Here is an 18,359-nt window from a genome sequence, read left to right on the forward strand (position 1 = left end):
CCAGGTGAGCCTATGACAACCGATATCCACGCCTCCCGCGAAACCGTTTCTCCGCCTCCCATGAGGCTTTCCGGCCTGGAGCCGGTGAGCATTGGCGCCGACACCCTTTTCGTCAACATCGGCGAGCGGACCAACGTCACGGGATCCAAGGCTTTCGCACGCATGATCCTGAACGGCCAGTTCGAGGAAGCGTTGGCTGTCGCTCGCCAGCAGGTAGAAAACGGCGCGCAGGTGATCGACGTCAACATGGACGAAGCCATGCTAGACAGCCAGGCCGCCATGGTGAAATTCCTGAACCTCATGGCTGGCGAGCCCGACATCGCCAAAGTGCCAGTCATGGTCGATTCCAGCAAATGGAGCGTGATTGAAGCCGGCTTGCGCTGCCTGCAAGGCAAAGGCATCGTCAACTCCATCAGCATGAAAGAAGGTGTAGACGAGTTCAAGCGCCAGGCCCGCCTGATCAGGCGCTATGGCGCCGCTGCCGTGGTGATGGCTTTTGACGAAAAAGGCCAGGCAGACACCTACCAGCGCAAGATCGAAATTTGCGAACGCGCCTATCGCATTCTGGTGGATGAGGTGGACTTTCCGCCAGAAGACATCATCTTCGACCCGAACATCTTCGCCATTGCCACGGGTATTGAAGAGCACAACCATTACGCGGTGGACTTCATTGAAGCCACGCGCTGGATCAAGCAGAACCTGCCCGGTGCCAAGGTCAGCGGTGGCGTTAGCAACGTAAGCTTCAGCTTCCGCGGTAACGACCCTGTGCGCGAGGCCATTCACACGGTGTTCCTCTACCATGCCATTCAAGCGGGGTTGGACATGGGCATCGTCAATGCAGGCATGGTTGGTGTCTATGACGATCTGGAACCCGAGTTGCGCGAGCGGGTGGAAGACGTGGTGCTCGATCGCCGACCTGACGCCGCCGAGCGCCTCCTGGAAATTGCCGAATCCGCAAAGGGTGCTGCCAAGGACGATACGAAGAAACTCGAATGGCGCAATGCAGGCGTCAACCAGCGTTTGAGCCACGCGCTTGTGCACGGCATCACTGATTTCATCACTGAAGATACTGAAGAGGCCTACCAGAACATCATCGCTGGGGGAGGCCGTCCGCTGCACGTCATTGAAGGGCCGCTGATGGACGGCATGAACGTGGTCGGAGATCTGTTCGGTGCCGGCAAAATGTTCCTGCCTCAGGTGGTCAAGTCCGCCCGTGTCATGAAGCAGGCGGTGGCGCACCTCATTCCCTATATTGAGGAGGAAAAAAAGCGCGACCAAGCGGCCGGCCGAGACGTCAAGACCAAGGGCAAGATTGTCATTGCCACTGTCAAGGGCGACGTGCACGACATTGGCAAGAACATCGTCACCGTGGTCCTGCAATGCAACAATTATGAAGTGGTGAACATGGGTGTCATGGTGCCTTGCCATGAAATCCTTGCCAAAGCCAAGGCAGAAGGCGCTGACATTGTGGGCTTGTCAGGCCTCATCACACCCAGCCTGGAAGAAATGCAATACGTGGCTGGCGAAATGCAGAAAGATGAGCATTTCCGTGGCAAAAAAATTCCACTGATGATCGGTGGTGCCACCACCAGTCGCGTGCACACAGCGGTCAAAATCGCGCCCCACTACGAAGGCCCGGTGGTTTATGTGCCCGATGCTTCGCGCAGCGTGGGCGCGGCACAGGGGCTGCTTAGCGACAACGCTGAACAGTTCATTGCCGATACAAGGGCAGACTACGAAAAAGTGCGCCAGTTGCACGCCAACAAGAAGCAGGTGCCCTTGTGGCCGCTTGGCAAGGCGCGCGCCAACAAAACCCGCATCGAATGGTCAGGTTACCAGCCGCCTGAGCCTAAGTTCTTGGGGCGTCGCGCCATCAAGAACATCGATCTGCATGAGTTGGTGCCTTTCATCGACTGGACGCCTTTTTTCCAGACCTGGGATCTGGCCGGCAAGTACCCAGCCATCTTGAAAGACGAAGTGGTTGGCGCAGAAGCCACGCGCGTTTATGCCGATGCGCAGGCCATGCTCAAGAAGATCGTGGAAGGCCGCTGGCTCACGGCCAACGCCGTGGTGGGCTTCTGGCCGGCCAACACCGTGCGCGACGACGATATTGAGTTGTATGCCGATGAATCACGTCAGTCCGCCGCCCTGACCTGGTACGGCTTACGCCAGCAAACCGAAAAGCAAGAAGACGCCGAAGACCGCATGCGCCCCAGCCGCTGCCTGGCAGACTTCATTGCGCCGCGCGAAGCCGATGGATCAACCCCGCTCAAAGACTACATTGGCGCGTTTGCTGTCACGGCGGGTTTGGGAGTTGATGTGAAAGAGGCGGAGTTCCTGGCTCATCATGACGACTACAGCGCCATCATGTTGAAAGCCTTGGCTGATCGTCTGGCTGAAGCAGGAGCTGAATGGCTCCACCGCCGTGTGCGCACCGACTGGTGGGGCTATGCGGCAGACGAAGGCCTGAGCAACGACGAGCTCATCGCCGAGAAGTACCGCGGCATTCGTCCGGCCCCGGGTTACCCGGCCTGCCCGGATCACCGCGTCAAGAGCCCGCTCTTTGATCTGCTGCAAGCGCATGAGATCGGCATGAGCGTGACGGAATCGCTGGCCATGCTGCCAGCCGCCAGCGTCAGCGGTTTTTACTTCAGCCACCCTGAAAGCACATATTTCAGCGTTGGCAAGATCGACAAGGGTCAGGCGATTGACATGGCCGAGCGCAGCGGCGCGGAGCTGAGCGAAGTGGAGCGGGCGCTGGCGCCGAACCTGGGGTTGTGAGCTTGCCTGGGTGACTCGTAGAAAGTGAAAGCCGGGCATGCCCGGCTTTCCATTTTTGCATCTAGCTAAACTGGTTACGCATCCCGCGCATGGCGTTCCAAGCGATGTCCGGAAATCTAACTGGAATGTCCGAGTGTTTGGTGCAAAGCTTCGTGGCCGCTTCTCCCAGAACCATTACGTTGAATATGGTGGCTTGCTGCGTGCGCTTGTCCGCTTTGAATGCCTCAAGTGTAATGTCTGCAACGTAGCCGGTGGCCTGCTGCGCAGCCTCCAGCATGTGACGAAGATAGACCGCAATGTGTCGGTCGTCAGGCTCGCTCATAGCGGACGAGCCTTCGCCAGAACCTCTGATCGGAACTCGGAAGAGAGGTCTTGGGGCGTCAGTATGTCCACGGACACTTCCAACAGTTCCTCCAGTTCGAATCTGAGGGCTCCGATGTCGAACAAAGTGGTCCCGGGAAGGGCGTCGACCAAGAGATCCAGATCGCTTGTCTCGGTGTCTCGGCCTTCAAGAACAGAACCAAAGACCCGGGGGTTGGCTGTGTGGTGCCGGTAAACGGCATCACGGATCGCAGTGCGATATGTGGGCAGAAGTGAACCAGGGTTGCGAGGCATGGCAGACAGCATACGAGATTTACACGTGACGGGGGTATCAATTTTGGATTGATTTCTGAGAAGTATTAAGCCAATTGACGTGTCAACCAAGACGCTGGTCATGCTGCCTACGTCCGCGGTGTGGAGCTGAGCGAAGTGGAGCGGGCGTTGGCACCGACTCTGGGGTTGTGAGCTTGCGGGCGGCAGAAGGCGGGGGTAGGAAAACTTGTGCAGAAAGAAGTCAGAGCTGCCATCGGTTGGATAGCCCACGTTCTTCCGTGCCCGCGGCCTGTTGGGCTTCGCTGCGCTCAGCGCCAACCTGCGAGTTTGGTGTTTGCACGGATAGGAAAAAAACGTTTCTGACCGATGCTATCTTTGTAGAAGCGGCTTCAGAGGGTGTCGCAAAACTACTCCTTCCCCCACTGGGGGCGCCCGGCGTAGGGGAAGGTTGGGATGGGGGCACGCACGGCACCAAAACAAGGCAGTGACTACGAAATGCTCCGAGAGCCCCCACCCTAACCTCCCCTCAGCCGGGCGCCCCCAGCGGGGAGGGGCCTTTCAGGGAATCGTTCAGAGAAGGACTTTTGCGACATTCTCTTCAGCCGCTCCTACACCCCGGATGCATTCGTCCGATGACGGGAGCCAGCCTTTATCCTGGCTCGCAAACGCGCTCATAGGTTGAGACGTGGCTGTTGCACAGGTAAGCTGAAAATTGTCAGTAGTGTGACCATACAGCAGAGGCTGGCGCACTCAATACAGAGCGCATATCCAGGGCAGAAAGCGCCCATATAATCAAAGTTAAGTTATTGATATTAAAAGAAATTCGGCATAAAATTAAAAAAATGATAAATTTACCGAAGCATGCTTGAGCTAAAGCCCGACCAAACTCGCCAGTACATTGACGCAGTTGCCGTTTTCGAGGCACTGGAAGAGGCGCGCAGTGAGGCCAGGAGCACACAAGGTGGCATGTACTGGCACGCAGGGCCAACTCACAACCGAGCAGCAACATACTTGGTGCGAACCAGCCGCACAGGTGCGGAAAAGAGCCTCGGTGCGCGTAGTCCAGAAACCGAGCAGATTTATGAGCGCTTCATGGCACGCAAGCGCGATAACGGCGAGCGGGTTTTGGCTTTGACACAACAACTCGAACAGCACCGTCGCCTCAATCGAGCATTGCGCGTAGGTCGTGTCGAGCCACTGGTTGTTAAACTTCTGAGCAAGCTGGCGGCCACCGGCCTGATGGATCACTTTCGTGTCGTAGGCACGCACGCGCTGTATGCCTACGAAACCGCAGCCGGCGTGCGCCTTGACACTGGCGTGCTCAGCACGCGCGACATTGATCTCCTGTGGGACACACAAAAGCGCGTCATATTTGCCACGCGGCTCGCTCGTGTCGACAGTTCGATGTTGGGCGTTCTCAAGAAAGTGGACCCAAGCTTTCGCTTGCGAAAATCACAGCTCTACACAGCGGTCAACCAAGATGGCTTTGAGGTTGACATCATTCGACGCATGAAGGTTGGGGGCGACGATCACCCCATTAAGCTCAGCAAAGCCGAGGAAGACTTTTATGTCGTCCAAGCCCCGGAAGCACACAAGCTGTTGTATACGGCAGGGTTTTCGCAAGTACTTGTTGCCACCGATGGCACCATGGCTCGAATGAATACGCTTAACCCTCAGGCCTTCATTCGTTTCAAGCGATGGATGGCCAGCCATCCCGACAGAGATCCGCTCAAGTCGCGACGCGATGCGCTACAGGCCGACGCAGTGCAGCAGTTGGTTGATCGATATCTCTGAAGATATGGTGTGTTGTGACAGCCCCTGGTCACTTAGTCCTTTTCAACGACCAAGTGAACTAGCCACCCTTCTGCCTCAGCAGACGGCTGACAGTCTGAGCCGTTTCCAGCAGCGCCGGCAAAATTTGCTCCTGCATGGTTTTTGCATCAGTTCGATTGGCCTGGCCGCTTACATTGATCGCTGCCGTGACGCGGCCATTGGCTCCGCGCAAGGGCGCGGCTACTGAGATCAACCCCTCTTCCAGCTCCTGGTTCGAAAGGCACCAGCCCTGCTTGCGTACTTGCTGAATGCGTTTGAGCAGCGTGGGAGTGTCTGTTGTCGTATGGCGCGTGAGCGCTGTACGCGGAGCGCTTTCCAGGCGCGTGACGATCTCATCGTCTTCAAGATCTGACAGCAACACGCGCCCAAGCGAGGTGCAGTAGGCCGGCAAGCGCGAACCAATGCCCAGGGAAATTTTCATGATCTTGTGCGTGGGAACGCGCATGACGTAGACGATCTCCGTGCCATCCAGAACGGCAATAGAGCTGGACTCTTTCACGCGGCTGACCAGCGCCTCTACCTCTGGTTCTGCCAAGTCCCAGATGGGCATGGAAGAAAGATAAGAAAAACCCAAGTCAAGCATGCGTGGTGTGAGCCGGAAGTGCTTGCCGTCGGATTCCACATACCCCAGTTGTTGCAGTGTCAGCAGAATGCGGCGAGCCCCCGCACGTGTGAGGTTCGCTCTTTCAGCCACCTCGCTCAAGGTCTGCCGCGGGGCCTGCGCGCTGAAACTGCGGATGACCTGCAGCCCACGCGCAAACGATTGAACATAGGTGTCGCCCGGCCGAGGCGAAGGGGCATCAGAGGAGGATTTCACAGAATTCGTCATGTTCTTTATAATTCGTATTATGAACTAATGTTCGTAATGAGAACAAATCAGGAGCCACATGATCAATAAGATTGCCGATTCAATCGCCGCTGCCCTGGCAGATGTGTCCGATGGCGCCACGGTGCTAATAGGAGGCTTCGGCACCTCCGGCATCCCTGGTGAACTCATCAATGGGTTGATAGAACAAGGAGCCCGCGATCTGACGGTGGTCAATAACAATGCCGGCAATGGCGACACGGGCTTGGCGGCCTTGCTCAAGACTGGTCGCGTCAGAAAAATCATCTGCAGCTTTCCTCGGCAGACTGACAGCTACGTCTTTGACGAGTTGTATCGCAGCGGCCGCATAGAGCTGGAACTGGTGCCTCAAGGCAACTTGGCTGAACGCTTGCGGGCTGCTGGCGCCGGCATTGGGGGCTTCTTCACGGCGACCGGCTACGGCACAGAACTCGCCAAGGGCAAGGAAACCCGCATCATCAACGGCAAGGGTTATGTTCTGGAATCTCCTTTGCATGGAGACGTGGCACTGATCAAGGCCGAGCGCGGTGATCGCTGGGGTAACCTGGTCTATCGCAAAGCAGCACGAAACTTCGGCCCCGTCATGGCCATGGCCGCGCGCAAGACGGTGGCCACGGTGCATGAAATCGCTGAGCTTGGCGAGCTAGACCCCGAGGTGGTCGTCACGCCGGGCATCTATGTGAGCCAGATTGTGCGCATTGAGCGCACTGAGACGCAGGCAGGCGGCTTCAAAGCTGCGGCATGAAAGGAAAACCCATGAGCTACACCCGCCGCAGCAAGAACGAATTGGCCCAGCGCGTGGCACGCGACATCCACGAGGGCGCCTACGTGAACCTGGGCATCGGCATGCCGACCACGGTGGCCAACCACCTGCCCCCAGGAACCGAAGTGGTGCTTCACAGCGAAAACGGCATTCTGGGCATGGGCCCGGCGCCGGCAGCAGGCCTGGAGGACTACGACCTCATCAACGCGGGCAAGCAGCCCGTTACGTTGTTGGCCGGAGGTTGCTATTTTCACCACGCAGACAGCTTCGGCATGATGCGTGGCGGCCACCTCGATATTTGCGTGCTGGGAGCCTTTCAGGTTTCTGCCACGGGAGACCTCGCCAACTGGAGCACGGGCGAGCCAGATGCCATTCCCGCAGTAGGTGGCGCCATGGATCTGGCAGTAGGTGCCAAGCAGACCTGGGTCATGATGGATCTGCTCACCAAGGACGGAAAGAGCAAGGTTGTCGATCAATGCAGCTACCCGCTCACCGGACTGGGTTGCGTGAAGCGCATTTACTCTGACCTGGCGACGCTGGAATGCACGCCTGATGGCTTGCGGGTGATTGATCTGGTCGACGGGTTAAGCAAGGCCGAGCTGGAGAAGCTGATAGGCCTGTCTGTGCAGAACTGACTGGTGTGAATCCTGCGAGCGCTGGTGATTCGGATTACTCTGGGACCGCCGAGCTCCAGTTCGGCATCAGCGCCCCTGGCGTTGGCTGTGCGTGCAAATATTTGCCAGACGTCTACGACCGATAGAAGGTAGCGGCTCTTCCTGCACCCTTGATGCCACACTGCTGACGCACGATAGCGAAGTTATCTGTCGTCGGCCCTTTCATAGCGCGCTAAAGTGGCGGGATGATGCTTTCCGCGCCCCCTGCCAAGACTGGCCCCACGCTCGTGCCCGCTGTGGCACCAGCCATTCCCGCCATATTCCGTGGCAGGCTCAAAGGCCTGTATCCCCTTTACCGTTCGTTCGAACTCTGGTCTGACGCAGATGGCCTGCGCATGAGCGCGGCCATGTCGTTTTACGGCATCCTGAGTTTGGCGCCGCTGTTGGTGTTGCTCGTGGCCGTGTTGGGCTGGTGGCTGGATCGTGATGCACTGTTGGGCAGCTTGACCGAGCAGATCAGCGACCTGGTGGGCGCGCGAGGTGCTGAGGTGATCTCTGCAGCCCTGGAAAGTGCGCGGCAACCAGAGCAAGGTATTGTTGCCTCGGTGCTGGCCTTTGGTTTGCTGCTGATGGGTGCCACGGGTGTGTTCGCTGAGCTGCAGTCGGCGTTCGAGCGCTTATGGACCCAGGGTACAGGCGTTACCGCCAAAGGGGCTTGGTGGTACAGCGCCACACTGCGTTTACGCGGAGTGGCCTACGTGCTGGCGATTGGCTTCCTGATGCTGGTGTCGCTGGTCATTTCAAGTCTCCTTGGCATCCTCGAACACTGGGGCGGGCAAAGGATAGGCTTTCAAGCTTTGCTTGGTGTCATCAATCAGGCGGTTTCGCTGATCATCATCACGGGCTTGTTTGTCGCGCTGATGCGCATGAGCGCAGGCCCTCATCCACGAATGCGTCATCTGGTGCTCGGAGCAGCGGTAGGCGCGGTGTTGTTCGGACTGGGCAAGTATGGCTTGGCGTTGTATCTCTCGACAGCTGCAGTGGTGTCGGCCTACGGAGCTGCTGGCTCGCTGGTCGTACTACTCATGTGGATCTATTTTGCTTCGGCTGTGCTGCTGTACGCCGCGAGTTGCGCGCGCGTGTTGGCAGAACAGCAAGCGGAGTTCAATGCATCGGCCGTTTCACCGATTGGTGCCGTCGTGGCAGGGGCACACGAAGCCGAACCTGATGTTGCTGCGCTAGTGGCGGAAACGGCGGAGCAAAGGGTGGAAGAAGCCTTGGTGAACGCGGAGCTTGAGACACAGCGTTCAACCGCGCGTGCAGACTCTAGTGAACCGGCTGGCGCAGGTATCTCACCTTTGACGGGAGTGTTGGCGGTGGCTTTGGCCGCGGCAGGCTATGCACTTTCCAAGCGGCTTGGAAACGAGTCTGCTGACAAGGGTTTGTCTATCAGGCATAACAAGGCAGACGTGCATCTGCCACCAGTCGCGCAAGACAACCCGAACAAGACTGCCGCGCGCACTGGCTCCAGGTCGCGCTTTCGCCGTGGTATGTCTGCCATGGGTACGGGGCTGATGGGGGCGGCATCAGTCGCTCGGCATATTCCCGCCAAGTGGGCGCCCTGGGGCGTCGCAGCGGCCGGCATACTATCGAAGTGGCGGCAGAAGCAGGCCGAACAGAGCTTGGCAGATGCACTCGCGACAGTGGAGGCCGACGTGCGGGCATTGCGACGCATGAGCAGAAAGCGTAGGCGTTGAATGCCGATCGCATCGTGCTAAGTGGGCGCTGACTCTCAGATTTGGTGGGAGCGTTAGTCGACCCCTCTCAAACTCCGGGTATCGGAAGCCGAGTCGAGTTCTTTACCTCTTCCATGACCGCGTAGGTTCGGGTTTCGCGCACACCAGGCAGTTGCCAGAGGACATTGCCGGCAAACTGCCGGTAGGCGTCCATATCAGCGACTCGGGTTTTGAGAAGATAGTCAAAGCCGCCTGCCACGAGGTGGCATTCGAGCACCTGCGGATGCACCTGCACCGCCGCGCGGAATTCCTCGAAAACGCTGGGCGTGGTGCGGTGGAGCAGCACCTCCACGAACACCAGCATGTTGATCCCGAGCAACCTCGGATTAAGGCGCGCCTCATAGCCTTCAATGAATCCGTCTCGCGTCAGGCGCTGGACCCGTGCAAGTACCGCAGTAGGAGACAAAGACACGGCTTCCGCCAGCTTGAGGTTGGATATGCGTCCGTCTTCCTGGAGGTGCTGAAGGATGCGGCGATCGGTTCGGTCCAGCTCGGGTGATTCGGCCATAGTGAAAAATTTTGTGAACTTATAGAAATTCGAAACAATATCCTAGTCTGAATCGAGATGATTGTGGAAATCACAAGTGAGTTTTCCCATGCAGTCCAGCGCGAACATCTTCCAGGATTTCTTTCAGCCCTCCTCTTTGGCGTCTTCGCCGCGTCGGCGGGCCGTCACCGCAGCATGGCGGATCAGCGAAGCCGATGCAGTGTCGAGCGTCTTGCCGGGTGCGCGTGTCGGCCCGGATCAGGCGGACAGGATTCAGCAGTTGGCGGGGCGAGTGGCGCGCACGCTTAGGCAAAGAAAGGCGCGTGTCGCGCGCGCAAGCCTGGTTCAGAGCCTCCTCCAGGAATATTCGCTTTCCTCTCAAGAGGGTGTGGCGTTGATGTGTCTTGCAGAAGCCCTCTTGCGCATCCCGGACACGCCCACACGAGATGCCCTGATCCGGGACAAGATCTCGCAAGGCCAGTGGAGTACGCACCTCGGGCAGAGTTCTTCCCTGTTCGTCAACGCGGCAACATGGGGCCTGCTGATCACCGGCAAGCTGGTTTCCACACACAGCGAGTCCAAGCTCACTTCCGCACTGGGCCGACTCGTCGGCATGGGCGGCGAGCCGCTGATTCGCAAGGGCGTGGACATGGCCATGCGCATGATGGGCGAGCAGTTCGTGACGGGCGAAACCATCGATGAGGCGCTCAAGAATGGTTCGGTGCGGGAGCAGCAAGGCTTTCGGTACTCGTTTGACATGCTGGGCGAAGCCGCCCTCACAGCGCGGGATGCGCAACGGTATCTGAGCGACTATGAAAACGCGATCAAGGCCATCGGTATGGCCTCTGCAGGGCGGGGCGTGTACGCAGGACCGGGCATTTCCATCAAGCTCTCAGCCCTGCACCCTCGCTACAGCCGCGCTCAGTACGACCGCGTCCTGTCGGAGTTGTATCCTGCACTGGTCCGGTTATGTGCCGCAGCCAAGCGCTACGACATCGGTCTGAACATTGATGCCGAAGAAGCTGATCGCCTCGAGTTGTCGCTTGATCTACTGGAGAAGCTCTGCTTTGAGCCCCAGTTGCAGGGCTGGAACGGTTTGGGTTTCGTCATTCAGGGCTACCAGAAGCGCTGCCCATACGTCATCGATTACTTGATAGATCTGGCAAGGCGCAGCCAACGCCGCTTGATGGTCAGGCTTGTGAAAGGGGCCTACTGGGACTCTGAAATCAAGCGCGCACAGGTGGACGGTCTCAATGATTACCCTGTGTACACGCGCAAGCCACACACGGACGCCGCCTACATTGCGTGCGCCCGGAAACTTCTCGCTGCGCCCGATGAGGTCTTCCCCCAGTTCGCCACGCACAACGCGCAAACCCTGGCCACCATTTACGAGCTGGCTGACCCCGCCCGGTACACGCCACTGCAGTACGAATTTCAGTGTTTGCACGGCATGGGCGAGCCCCTTTACGAGCAGGTGGTAGGCGACGAAGCTCATCGCGGGTTGGGCAGGCCGTGCCGCATTTACGCGCCGGTTGGCACGCATGAAACTCTGCTGGCCTACCTGGTTCGGCGTCTGCTGGAAAACGGCGCCAACACGTCGTTCGTGCATCAGATTGCCGACCCTGACATGGCGATCGAGACATTGGTCCAGGACCCGGTGGCAGCGATTGAGCAATCCGCGGCCTCGGAAGGCCAGGTCGGCTCCCCGCACCCAGCGATTTCGCTGCCCAATGATCTCTACGGGCCGTTGCGTCGAAACTCCAAGGGCTATGACCTGGCCAGCGAGTCCGAGCTTCTCTCGCTGAGCTCTGAACTTGATTCGCGACAGGACGCCTGGGAGGCTTGGCCGATGCTCACCTTCGAGACGCACGGAGCTGAGGCCACACCAGTATGTAACCCGGCGCTGAACCATGATCGTGTGGGGAGCGTGCGTGCTGCGACGTTGCAGGAGGTCGATGGTGCCATTTCGGCCGCCGCTGGTGGCGCAGCCGCGTGGGCCGAGGTGGCGCCGGGTGAGCGCGCCCGCCTTCTGGAGTTGACCGCTGAAGGCCTTGAGGCGAATCTTCCACGCCTTATGAGCATTTTGATTCGGGAGGCGGGCAAGTCGGCAGCCAACGCCGTTGCAGAGGTGCGCGAGGCGGTGGATTTTCTGCGCTTCTACGCGCTGGAAGTCAGATCACGGTTTGACAACCGGACGCACGTACCGCTCGGGCCGGTGGTTTGCATCAGTCCCTGGAATTTTCCGTTGGCGATTTTTGTGGGGCAGGTGGCGGCTGCGCTGGCGGCCGGCAACGTCGTGCTGGCCAAGCCTGCTGAGCAGACCCCACTGGTTGCAGCGGAGGCCGTACGAACGATGTGGGAGGCTGGTGTTCCGCGCAGCGCGGTTCAACTTCTGCCGGGTGACGGCCCCACCGTGGGCGCACGGCTGGTGGCTGACGAAAGGGTGCAGGGCGTCCTCTTTACCGGATCGACGGAGGTTGCACGGATTCTCCAGATGACTTTGGCCGCGCGAGTCAACGTACATGGACGAGCCATTCCACTCATTGCGGAGACCGGTGGCCAAAATGCCATGATCGTGGACTCGTCGGCACTGGCGGAACAGGTGGTGGGCGATGTTCTCGTATCCGCATTTGATAGCGCCGGACAGCGTTGCTCCGCATTACGCGTGCTGTGCGTTCAGGAAGATGCAGCCGACCGCGTGTTGGACATGCTGCTGGGCGCAATGGCTGAGCTGCGCGTGGGCAGCCCCGCACAGTTGCAGACCGATGTGGGCCCTGTGATTGATGCTCAAGCACAGCAGAGCATTGAGCATCACATCGAGACGATGCAAGCGAGGGGCCATAGGGTGCATAGGGTTCACCGGACGGAGGGCGGCAGCCGCCATGCCCTGAGTGAAGGAACGTTCGTGCTGCCCACTCTGATTGAAATAGACCGCATTGCTGAACTCAAGCGCGAAGTGTTTGGGCCTGTTCTTCACTTTGTTCGCTACAAGCGCGATCAACTCGATGTCATGCTGGCGCAGATCAACGCCACAGGCTACGGTCTGACCATGGGCCTGCACACGCGAATCGACGAGACCATTGTCAAGGTCGTTGGCGCATCGCGGGCTGGCAATGTGTACGTGAACCGCAACATGGTGGGAGCGGTGGTCGGGGTGCAGCCGTTTGGGGGCGAAGGGCTTTCGGGCACAGGCCCCAAGGCTGGCGGGCCGTTGTACCTGTATCGATTGCTCGGTGCGGCTCCCAGCGATGTGCTTTCTCGTGTGACAGATTCAACCCTCACGGAGGCCAATACCAATACCCATGATCGTGCGCCTGGTGCCCTTCGAAGCCTTCAGCACTGGGCCAATTTGCGGGGGGACTCCGAACTGGTTCGTGCAGTCCAGGGCTTTCAGCATAGGGGGCCCAAAGCGGACACAATCGTGCTGCCTGGACCGACCGGGGAACGCAACGTGTATTCCCTCCATGGTCGCACGGGGGTGGTCTGCATGGCTGAGCGCAACGAGGATCTGTTGGTTCAGTTGGCGGCCGTGCTCGCCGTTGGAGGCCAGGCCATCTGGCCTGCGAGCGCACAGCCTCTTTTGAGCTCACTGCCTTCGGATGTACAGGCGCTTGTGGCGGTGGCTGCGGAACCGTTGTCGGAGGGTGTGCATTTCGACGCGGTGCTGCTCCATGGCACGACCGACGAACTTGCAGAGGTTCAACGAAAACTCGTTGAACGCGAAGGCCCTGTGATTTCTGTAGAGCGCCTGGACAGCGGTGATGCCAACGTCCCGCTGGAGCGCCTGGTGGTCGAAAGGGCGCTCAGCATCAACACTGCAGCCGCAGGCGGAAACGCCTCGCTCATGACCATTGGTTGAGGTCCGTTCCCTGCGGTTTTCCTGGGACCGCCGAGCTCCAGCTCGGCACGGCAGCGCGTCCGGAGGCAAAGAATGCCGAGCTGGAGCTCAGCGGTCCCAGGGGGAGCCTGATGACCCGCTCTCATTCATGCGGCAGCTTTCCGCCTCACCCCGTATTGCGCAACCCGGCCGCAATCCCGTTGATCGAGATGTGAATGCCGCGATGCAGGCGCTCATCGAATTTGCCTTCGCGGTAGCGACGCATCAATTCCACCTGCAGATGGTGCAACGGGTCAATATATGGAAAGCGATGGCGGATCGAGCGTGACAGCGGCGCGTTGTTTGCCAGGCGCTGCTTGTCGCCAGTGATGAGCACCAGGGCTTCAACGGTCTGCTTCCACTCGCTTTCGATGGCGGTGAACACTTTCTTGCGCAGCCGAGCGTTCGCCACCAACTCGCTATAACGCGAACCAAGCCCCAGATCGCTCTTGGCCAGCACCATGTCCATGTTCGACAGCAAGGCGCGGAAGAACGGCCATTCTTTGTACATGCGCTGCAGCAGCGCAAGGCCTTCACGGCGTGTCTGCCCCGGGGTGTCGTTCAGGAATTGGTGCACCGCGCTTCCGAAGCCGTACCAGCCATTGATCGTGAGCCGGCACTGGCCCCAACTGAAGCTCCATGGCACGGCTCGCAGGTCCTCCAGGCTTCGCGCAGCTTTGCGCGAGGCCGGACGCGAACCGATGTTCAGCTCAGCAATTTCACGGATAGGCGTGGCGCTGAAAAAATAGTCTGTAAATCCCGGCGTCTCATAGACCAGCGCCCGGTAAGCCGCCATGCTGTTCGAAGACAAAGTCTCGGCCGCTTTCAGGAAGGCATCTGTGGCGGGCTTGGTGGGTTGCAGCAGCGTAGCCTCCAGCGTGGCGGCGACCAGCGTTTCGAGATTGCGCCGCCCGATTTCGGGGTTGGCATACTTGGAGCCGATCACCTCTCCTTGCTCGGTCAAGCGTATCTGACCGCGCACCGTACCGGGTGGCTGCGCCAGAATGGCCTGATAGCTCGGGCCACCACCGCGGCCCACTGTGCCGCCGCGTCCGTGAAACATGCGCAGGCTGATCTTGTGGGTGGCAGCCAATTCGTCGAACAGTTCCGCCAGGGCAATCTCGGCACGGTAGAGCTCCCAGTTGCTGGTAAAAATGCCACCATCCTTGTTGCTGTCGCTGTAGCCAAGCATGATGTCCTGCTCGGCACCGCTGCGCACCACCATCTGCGCCACGCCCGGCAACGCGTAGAACGCACGCATGATCGGCGCGGCGTTTCGCAGGTCGTCTATGGTTTCGAACAGCGGCACGACGATCAGGTCGTTCACGGCTTCATCAGACGTGTCTCGTGGTTGCCCGGCGAGGGGTTTCGCTTTTTCTGCAGGCGTGGGGGCCATCAATCTCCCGCGCATGAGCCCCACTTCTTTTTGCAGCAGCAATGCTTCCAGCAGGTCGCTGACGGTTTCGGTGTGGCTGATGATGTAGTGGCGAATCGCCTGCGCACCGTAGCGTTCCCGCATGCACTTGGCGCTCTCGAAAATCGCGATCTCGCCAAGCGTTTGTTCGCTGTAGTCTGCACCCATGACGCGCAGCGGCCGGGCGTCGGCCAGCATTTGCAGCAGCACGGCTTGCTTGCGCTCTTCAGGTAGCGCAGCGTAATCGGGCTCAATACGGGCTTTGGCTAGCAGCTCGGCGATGGTCTCCTCGTGCTTGTCTGAACTTTGACGCAGGTCTACCGTGGCCAGGTGGAAGCCGAACACCTCCACAGCTCGCATCAAAGGCTCCAGGCGTTGGCCGACGAGCGCGCTCGCGTAGTGGGCACGCAGAGAGTCGCGAATGATCCGCAAGTCGGCCAGGAATGCTCCGGCATTCGGGTAAGGGTTTTGCGGTGCCACTGCGTGGCGGGCGGCCTCCCCACCACTCAGCAGTTTCAGCGTGGCGGCCAACCGGGCATAGATTCCGGTCAGCGCACGGCGGTAAGGTTCGTCCTGACGGTGTTCGTTGAGGTCGGGCGAGCGGTCGGCCAACTCCTGCATGGCGGGCGTGCAACCCACCAGCATGGCGGAAACAGACAGCTCGCCGCCCAGCAGGTGCACCTCCGTCAAATAGTGGCGCAGCGCCACATCAGACTGGCGGCGCAGGGCATGCTCTAGCGTTTGTGCAGTGACATTCGGGTTGCCGTCGCGGTCGCCGCCAATCCACTGCCCCATGCGGAAGAAACTGGCCACGGGTTGGCTGCCGAGTTGGCGTTCGAGGTCTGCATACAGTTTCGGGATCTCGCGCAAGAAGGTGGATTCGTAATAGCTCAGCGCGTTCTCGACCTCGTCGGCTACGGTCAGCTTGGTAAAGCGTAGCAAGCGCGTTTGCCAAAGCTGTAATACGCGGGCACGTATCTGAGCTTCGTTGGTGGACAGTTCGCGCGGAGCCAGTGCGTCTTTAGGTAGCGCACGTGCGCGAATGTCGTCGCGCTGGGCAAGCAGCGTGGCGATGTCGCGCTCGGCATCCAGAATGCTCTTGCGCTGTACTTCGGTAGGGTGGGCTGTGAGTACCGGTGAAACATAAGACGCCGCCAACGTCTGCGACACGGTCTTGGGCGTGATGCCCGCGCTGCGAAGGCGAGCCAAGGCGACCTCAATACTGCCTTCCTGAGTATCGCCTGCGCGGTCATGGATCATGCGGCGGCGAAGGTGGTGGCGGTCCTCGGCCAGGTTGGCCAGATGGCTGAAGTAAGTGAAGGCCCGAATCACGCTCACCGTCTGTTCGCTGGCCAGACTCTTGAGCAGCTTCTTCAGGGCCCGATCGGCTTCCTGGTCGGCATCGCGACGGAAGGCCACTGAAAGCTTTCGCACCTGCTCGACCAGTTCAAACGCGGTCTCCCCTTCCTGCTCACGGATCACGTCGCCCAGAATGCGGCCCAGCAAACGAATGTCCTCGACAAGAGGGCGTTCGTTCTTGAGATTTTGGTGTTCCTTGGGCGCGTTGGCTGCTGTGGTCAATTTTTTCCTCTTACTACAAACATCATGCGACCGGCTCAATATAGGCGGTCGCAGATGCATCCAGCGGAGGGGAAATCATACTGACTCAACGGAGGCGCATCGCTGCGGCGCCTCGCTGCCGTTCATAAGCTCACGCTGCTTGTGAGCCTCGGTGTGCCCAGCCCGTGGTGTGCTTTTCTACCCATGAGAACAACTCGTACATCGCCATGGCCATCACGCCGACCACCAGCAGGCCCGCAAAGGCCAGGCCCATCTGCATCGATGAACCAGCCGAAATGAGCAGGTAGCCTATGCCCTCGTTCGAGGCCGTCATTTCGGAGACCGTGGTGCCGACAAAGGCCAGCGTGATCGCGACTTTCAGCGAGCCAAAGAAGTAGGGCATGGAGCGCGGCAGGCCGACCTTGGTCAGCACATCCCAGCGTTTGGCGCCCAGCACACGCAGCACGTCTTCCAGCTCGGGCTCAAGCGTGGCCAAGCCGGTGGCGATGTTCACCGTGATGGGAAAGAACGAGATGAGAAACGCAGTTAACACTGCGGGACCCACGCCGATACCGAACCACACCACCAAAATGGGGATAAAGGCAGCTTTGGGCAGCGCGTTGAACGCCGTCATCAGCGGGTAAATTGCGGTGTAGGCCAGGCGCGAGCTTCCCATGAGGAAGCCCAGCAGCACACCGACCACAATGGCGATGCCGAAACCCACCATGGTCACCCAGAAGGTGCGCCAGGCATGCCTGGCAATCTCGGAGTGAAACTCCACCATTTTGGCCCATATGGCCGTCGGAGCGGGAAAAACGAACTCTGACACGCTGAAGGCGCGACAGATCACTTCCCACAGCAGGATGATCAGCACCATCAGGATGAAGGGCGATGCGCGCTCCAGCCTTTTCCTGTTGTTCGTGGTCATGCTGCGGCCTCCGCATCGGGCTTGCGCATGGCCCCTATGTGCCCGCGAAGCTCGTGCACGATGTCGGTGAACGTCTTGGTGTAGGTGATCTCGAGGTCACGCGGGCGAGGAAGGTCGATCTCGCGCTGCACCACGAAGCGGCCCGGACTTTTGCTCATGACATACACCGTGTCAGCCAGGAACACGCTTTCGCGCAGATCGTGCGTGACCAAAATGACGTTGAAGCGCTGGGCTTGCCACAGGTCGCGCAGCGTGCACCACAGCTCTTCCCGCGTGAAGGCGTCGAGCGCGCCAAAGGGCTCGTCGAGCAGCAGCATCTTGGGTTCATGAATCAAGGCGCGGCAAATGCTGGCGCGTTGCTGCATGCCTCCGGAGAGCTGCCACGGGAACTTGTCTTCATAACCGGCCAGGCCCACCTGACGAAGCAGTGCGCGGGCGCGCTCGACGTACTCGGCCTTTCTGGCTCGGAACTGCGAACGATAAGGGTCGACGATCTCGAGCGGCAACAGTACGTTGTCCAGCGTGGTGCGCCATGGCAGGAGCGAGGGCGCCTGGAACGCCATGCCGCTGATCTTGAGCGGCCCCGCCACCTCACGGCCGTCAATAATGATCTGGCCGCGCGACGGGCCTTTCAAGCCCGTGGCCAGCTTCATGAAGGTTGATTTCCCGCAGCCCGAAGGACCGACGATGGCGATGAATTCGCCCTGTGTCACCTTGAGGTCGATGGCTTCTACCGCGAACTGCTGTTTGGCAAGCAGTTCGTCGTTGTAGGCCAGCCAGACATCGCGGAAGTCGATGAAGGCCTGATCAGGGCGCAGCACTGGGTCAATGGCCCCAATGGGGCCACGCGGCGGAGGCGCGTGCATGC

At 59.6% G+C, this 18,359-nt stretch carries 13 protein-coding genes; 6 read left to right on the forward strand and 7 right to left on the reverse strand.

All coding sequences use genetic code 11. The features are described 5' to 3' along the window. The first annotated feature begins 12 nt into the window (after window positions 1-12). On the forward strand, window positions 13-2,781 hold the full coding sequence (gene metH / locus AAAK34_RS02855; RefSeq protein ID WP_431777724.1) for a methionine synthase: 2,769 nt from the start codon (window positions 13-15) through the stop codon (window positions 2,779-2,781). 61 nt (window positions 2,782-2,842) lie between these two features. Here metH and AAAK34_RS02860 read toward each other — a convergent pair whose 3' ends face one another. Both AAAK34_RS02860 and AAAK34_RS02865 read right to left on the reverse strand, forming a co-directional pair. Continuing rightward, entirely contained in the window at window positions 2,843-3,103 is a 261-nt protein-coding gene (locus tag AAAK34_RS02860) for a HepT-like ribonuclease domain-containing protein (protein ID WP_231698729.1), read from the reverse strand. Then, the gene (locus AAAK34_RS02865) at window positions 3,100-3,396 is read right to left on the reverse strand and encodes a nucleotidyltransferase domain-containing protein (RefSeq protein ID WP_231698739.1); all 297 of its coding nucleotides are present in this window, start codon (window positions 3,394-3,396) and stop codon (window positions 3,100-3,102) included. Before AAAK34_RS02865 ends, AAAK34_RS02860 begins: the two co-directional genes overlap by 4 nt. An 840-nt stretch (window positions 3,397-4,236) precedes the next feature. Between AAAK34_RS02865 and AAAK34_RS02870 the strand changes: the two genes are divergently transcribed. Continuing rightward, complete coding sequence (locus AAAK34_RS02870; protein WP_231698730.1) at window positions 4,237-5,169, forward strand: GSU2403 family nucleotidyltransferase fold protein; 933 nt, start codon at window positions 4,237-4,239, stop codon at window positions 5,167-5,169. Between the two features lie 58 nt (window positions 5,170-5,227). Here the strand turns inward: AAAK34_RS02870 and AAAK34_RS02875 are convergent, their stop codons facing one another. Further along, window positions 5,228-6,037 carry an IclR family transcriptional regulator domain-containing protein gene (locus tag AAAK34_RS02875; protein WP_231698731.1) on the reverse strand — a complete coding sequence of 270 codons (810 nt, stop codon included), beginning with the start codon at window positions 6,035-6,037 and terminating at the stop codon, window positions 5,228-5,230. 58 nt (window positions 6,038-6,095) lie between these two features. Between AAAK34_RS02875 and AAAK34_RS02880 the strand changes: the two genes are divergently transcribed. The 3 genes from AAAK34_RS02880 to AAAK34_RS02890 all read left to right on the forward strand — a co-directional run bounded on the left by AAAK34_RS02880 (window position 6,096) and on the right by AAAK34_RS02890 (window position 9,186). Next, window positions 6,096-6,797, forward strand: a complete 702-nt coding sequence (locus AAAK34_RS02880) for a 3-oxoacid CoA-transferase subunit A (RefSeq protein WP_231698732.1) — start codon at window positions 6,096-6,098, stop codon at window positions 6,795-6,797. Window positions 6,798-6,808: 11 nt separating this feature from the next. Continuing rightward, window positions 6,809-7,450 carry a 3-oxoacid CoA-transferase subunit B gene (locus tag AAAK34_RS02885; RefSeq protein WP_231698733.1) on the forward strand — a complete coding sequence of 214 codons (642 nt, stop codon included), beginning with the start codon at window positions 6,809-6,811 and terminating at the stop codon, window positions 7,448-7,450. 224 nt (window positions 7,451-7,674) lie between these two features. Further along, window positions 7,675-9,186, forward strand: coding sequence for a YihY/virulence factor BrkB family protein (locus AAAK34_RS02890; protein WP_431777725.1), 1,512 nt, complete (start codon window positions 7,675-7,677; stop codon window positions 9,184-9,186). A gap of 67 nt (window positions 9,187-9,253) precedes the next feature. Here the strand turns inward: AAAK34_RS02890 and AAAK34_RS02895 are convergent, their stop codons facing one another. Continuing rightward, on the reverse strand, window positions 9,254-9,733 hold the full coding sequence (locus AAAK34_RS02895; protein WP_231698734.1) for an Lrp/AsnC ligand binding domain-containing protein: 480 nt from the start codon (window positions 9,731-9,733) through the stop codon (window positions 9,254-9,256). An 88-nt stretch (window positions 9,734-9,821) separates the two neighbouring features. Between AAAK34_RS02895 and putA the strand changes: the two genes are divergently transcribed. Continuing rightward, window positions 9,822-13,571 carry a trifunctional transcriptional regulator/proline dehydrogenase/L-glutamate gamma-semialdehyde dehydrogenase gene (putA, locus tag AAAK34_RS02900; RefSeq protein ID WP_231698740.1) on the forward strand — a complete coding sequence of 1,250 codons (3,750 nt, stop codon included), beginning with the start codon at window positions 9,822-9,824 and terminating at the stop codon, window positions 13,569-13,571. 145 nt (window positions 13,572-13,716) lie between these two features. On the opposite strand, the gene ppc is transcribed toward putA, so the two are convergent. The 3 genes from ppc to AAAK34_RS02915 form a co-directional block, all read right to left on the reverse strand. Further along, window positions 13,717-16,644: a phosphoenolpyruvate carboxylase gene (gene ppc / locus AAAK34_RS02905; protein WP_231698735.1), complete on the reverse strand. Its 2,928-nt coding sequence runs from the start codon at window positions 16,642-16,644 to the stop codon at window positions 13,717-13,719. 70 nt (window positions 16,645-16,714) lie between these two features. Then, a complete protein-coding gene (locus AAAK34_RS02910) occupies window positions 16,715-17,491 on the reverse strand; it encodes an ABC transporter permease (RefSeq protein WP_231698736.1) in 777 nt (258 codons plus the stop codon). Then, a complete protein-coding gene (locus AAAK34_RS02915) occupies window positions 17,488-18,357 on the reverse strand; it encodes an ABC transporter ATP-binding protein (protein ID WP_231698737.1) in 870 nt (289 codons plus the stop codon). The genes AAAK34_RS02910 and AAAK34_RS02915 overlap by 4 nt, the downstream gene beginning before the upstream one ends. Window positions 18,358-18,359: the final 2 nt, after the last annotated feature.

The sequence above is a fragment of the Ottowia caeni genome (genome assembly GCF_050821495.1).
Classification (GTDB): domain Bacteria; phylum Pseudomonadota; class Gammaproteobacteria; order Burkholderiales; family Burkholderiaceae_C; genus Ottowia; species Ottowia caeni.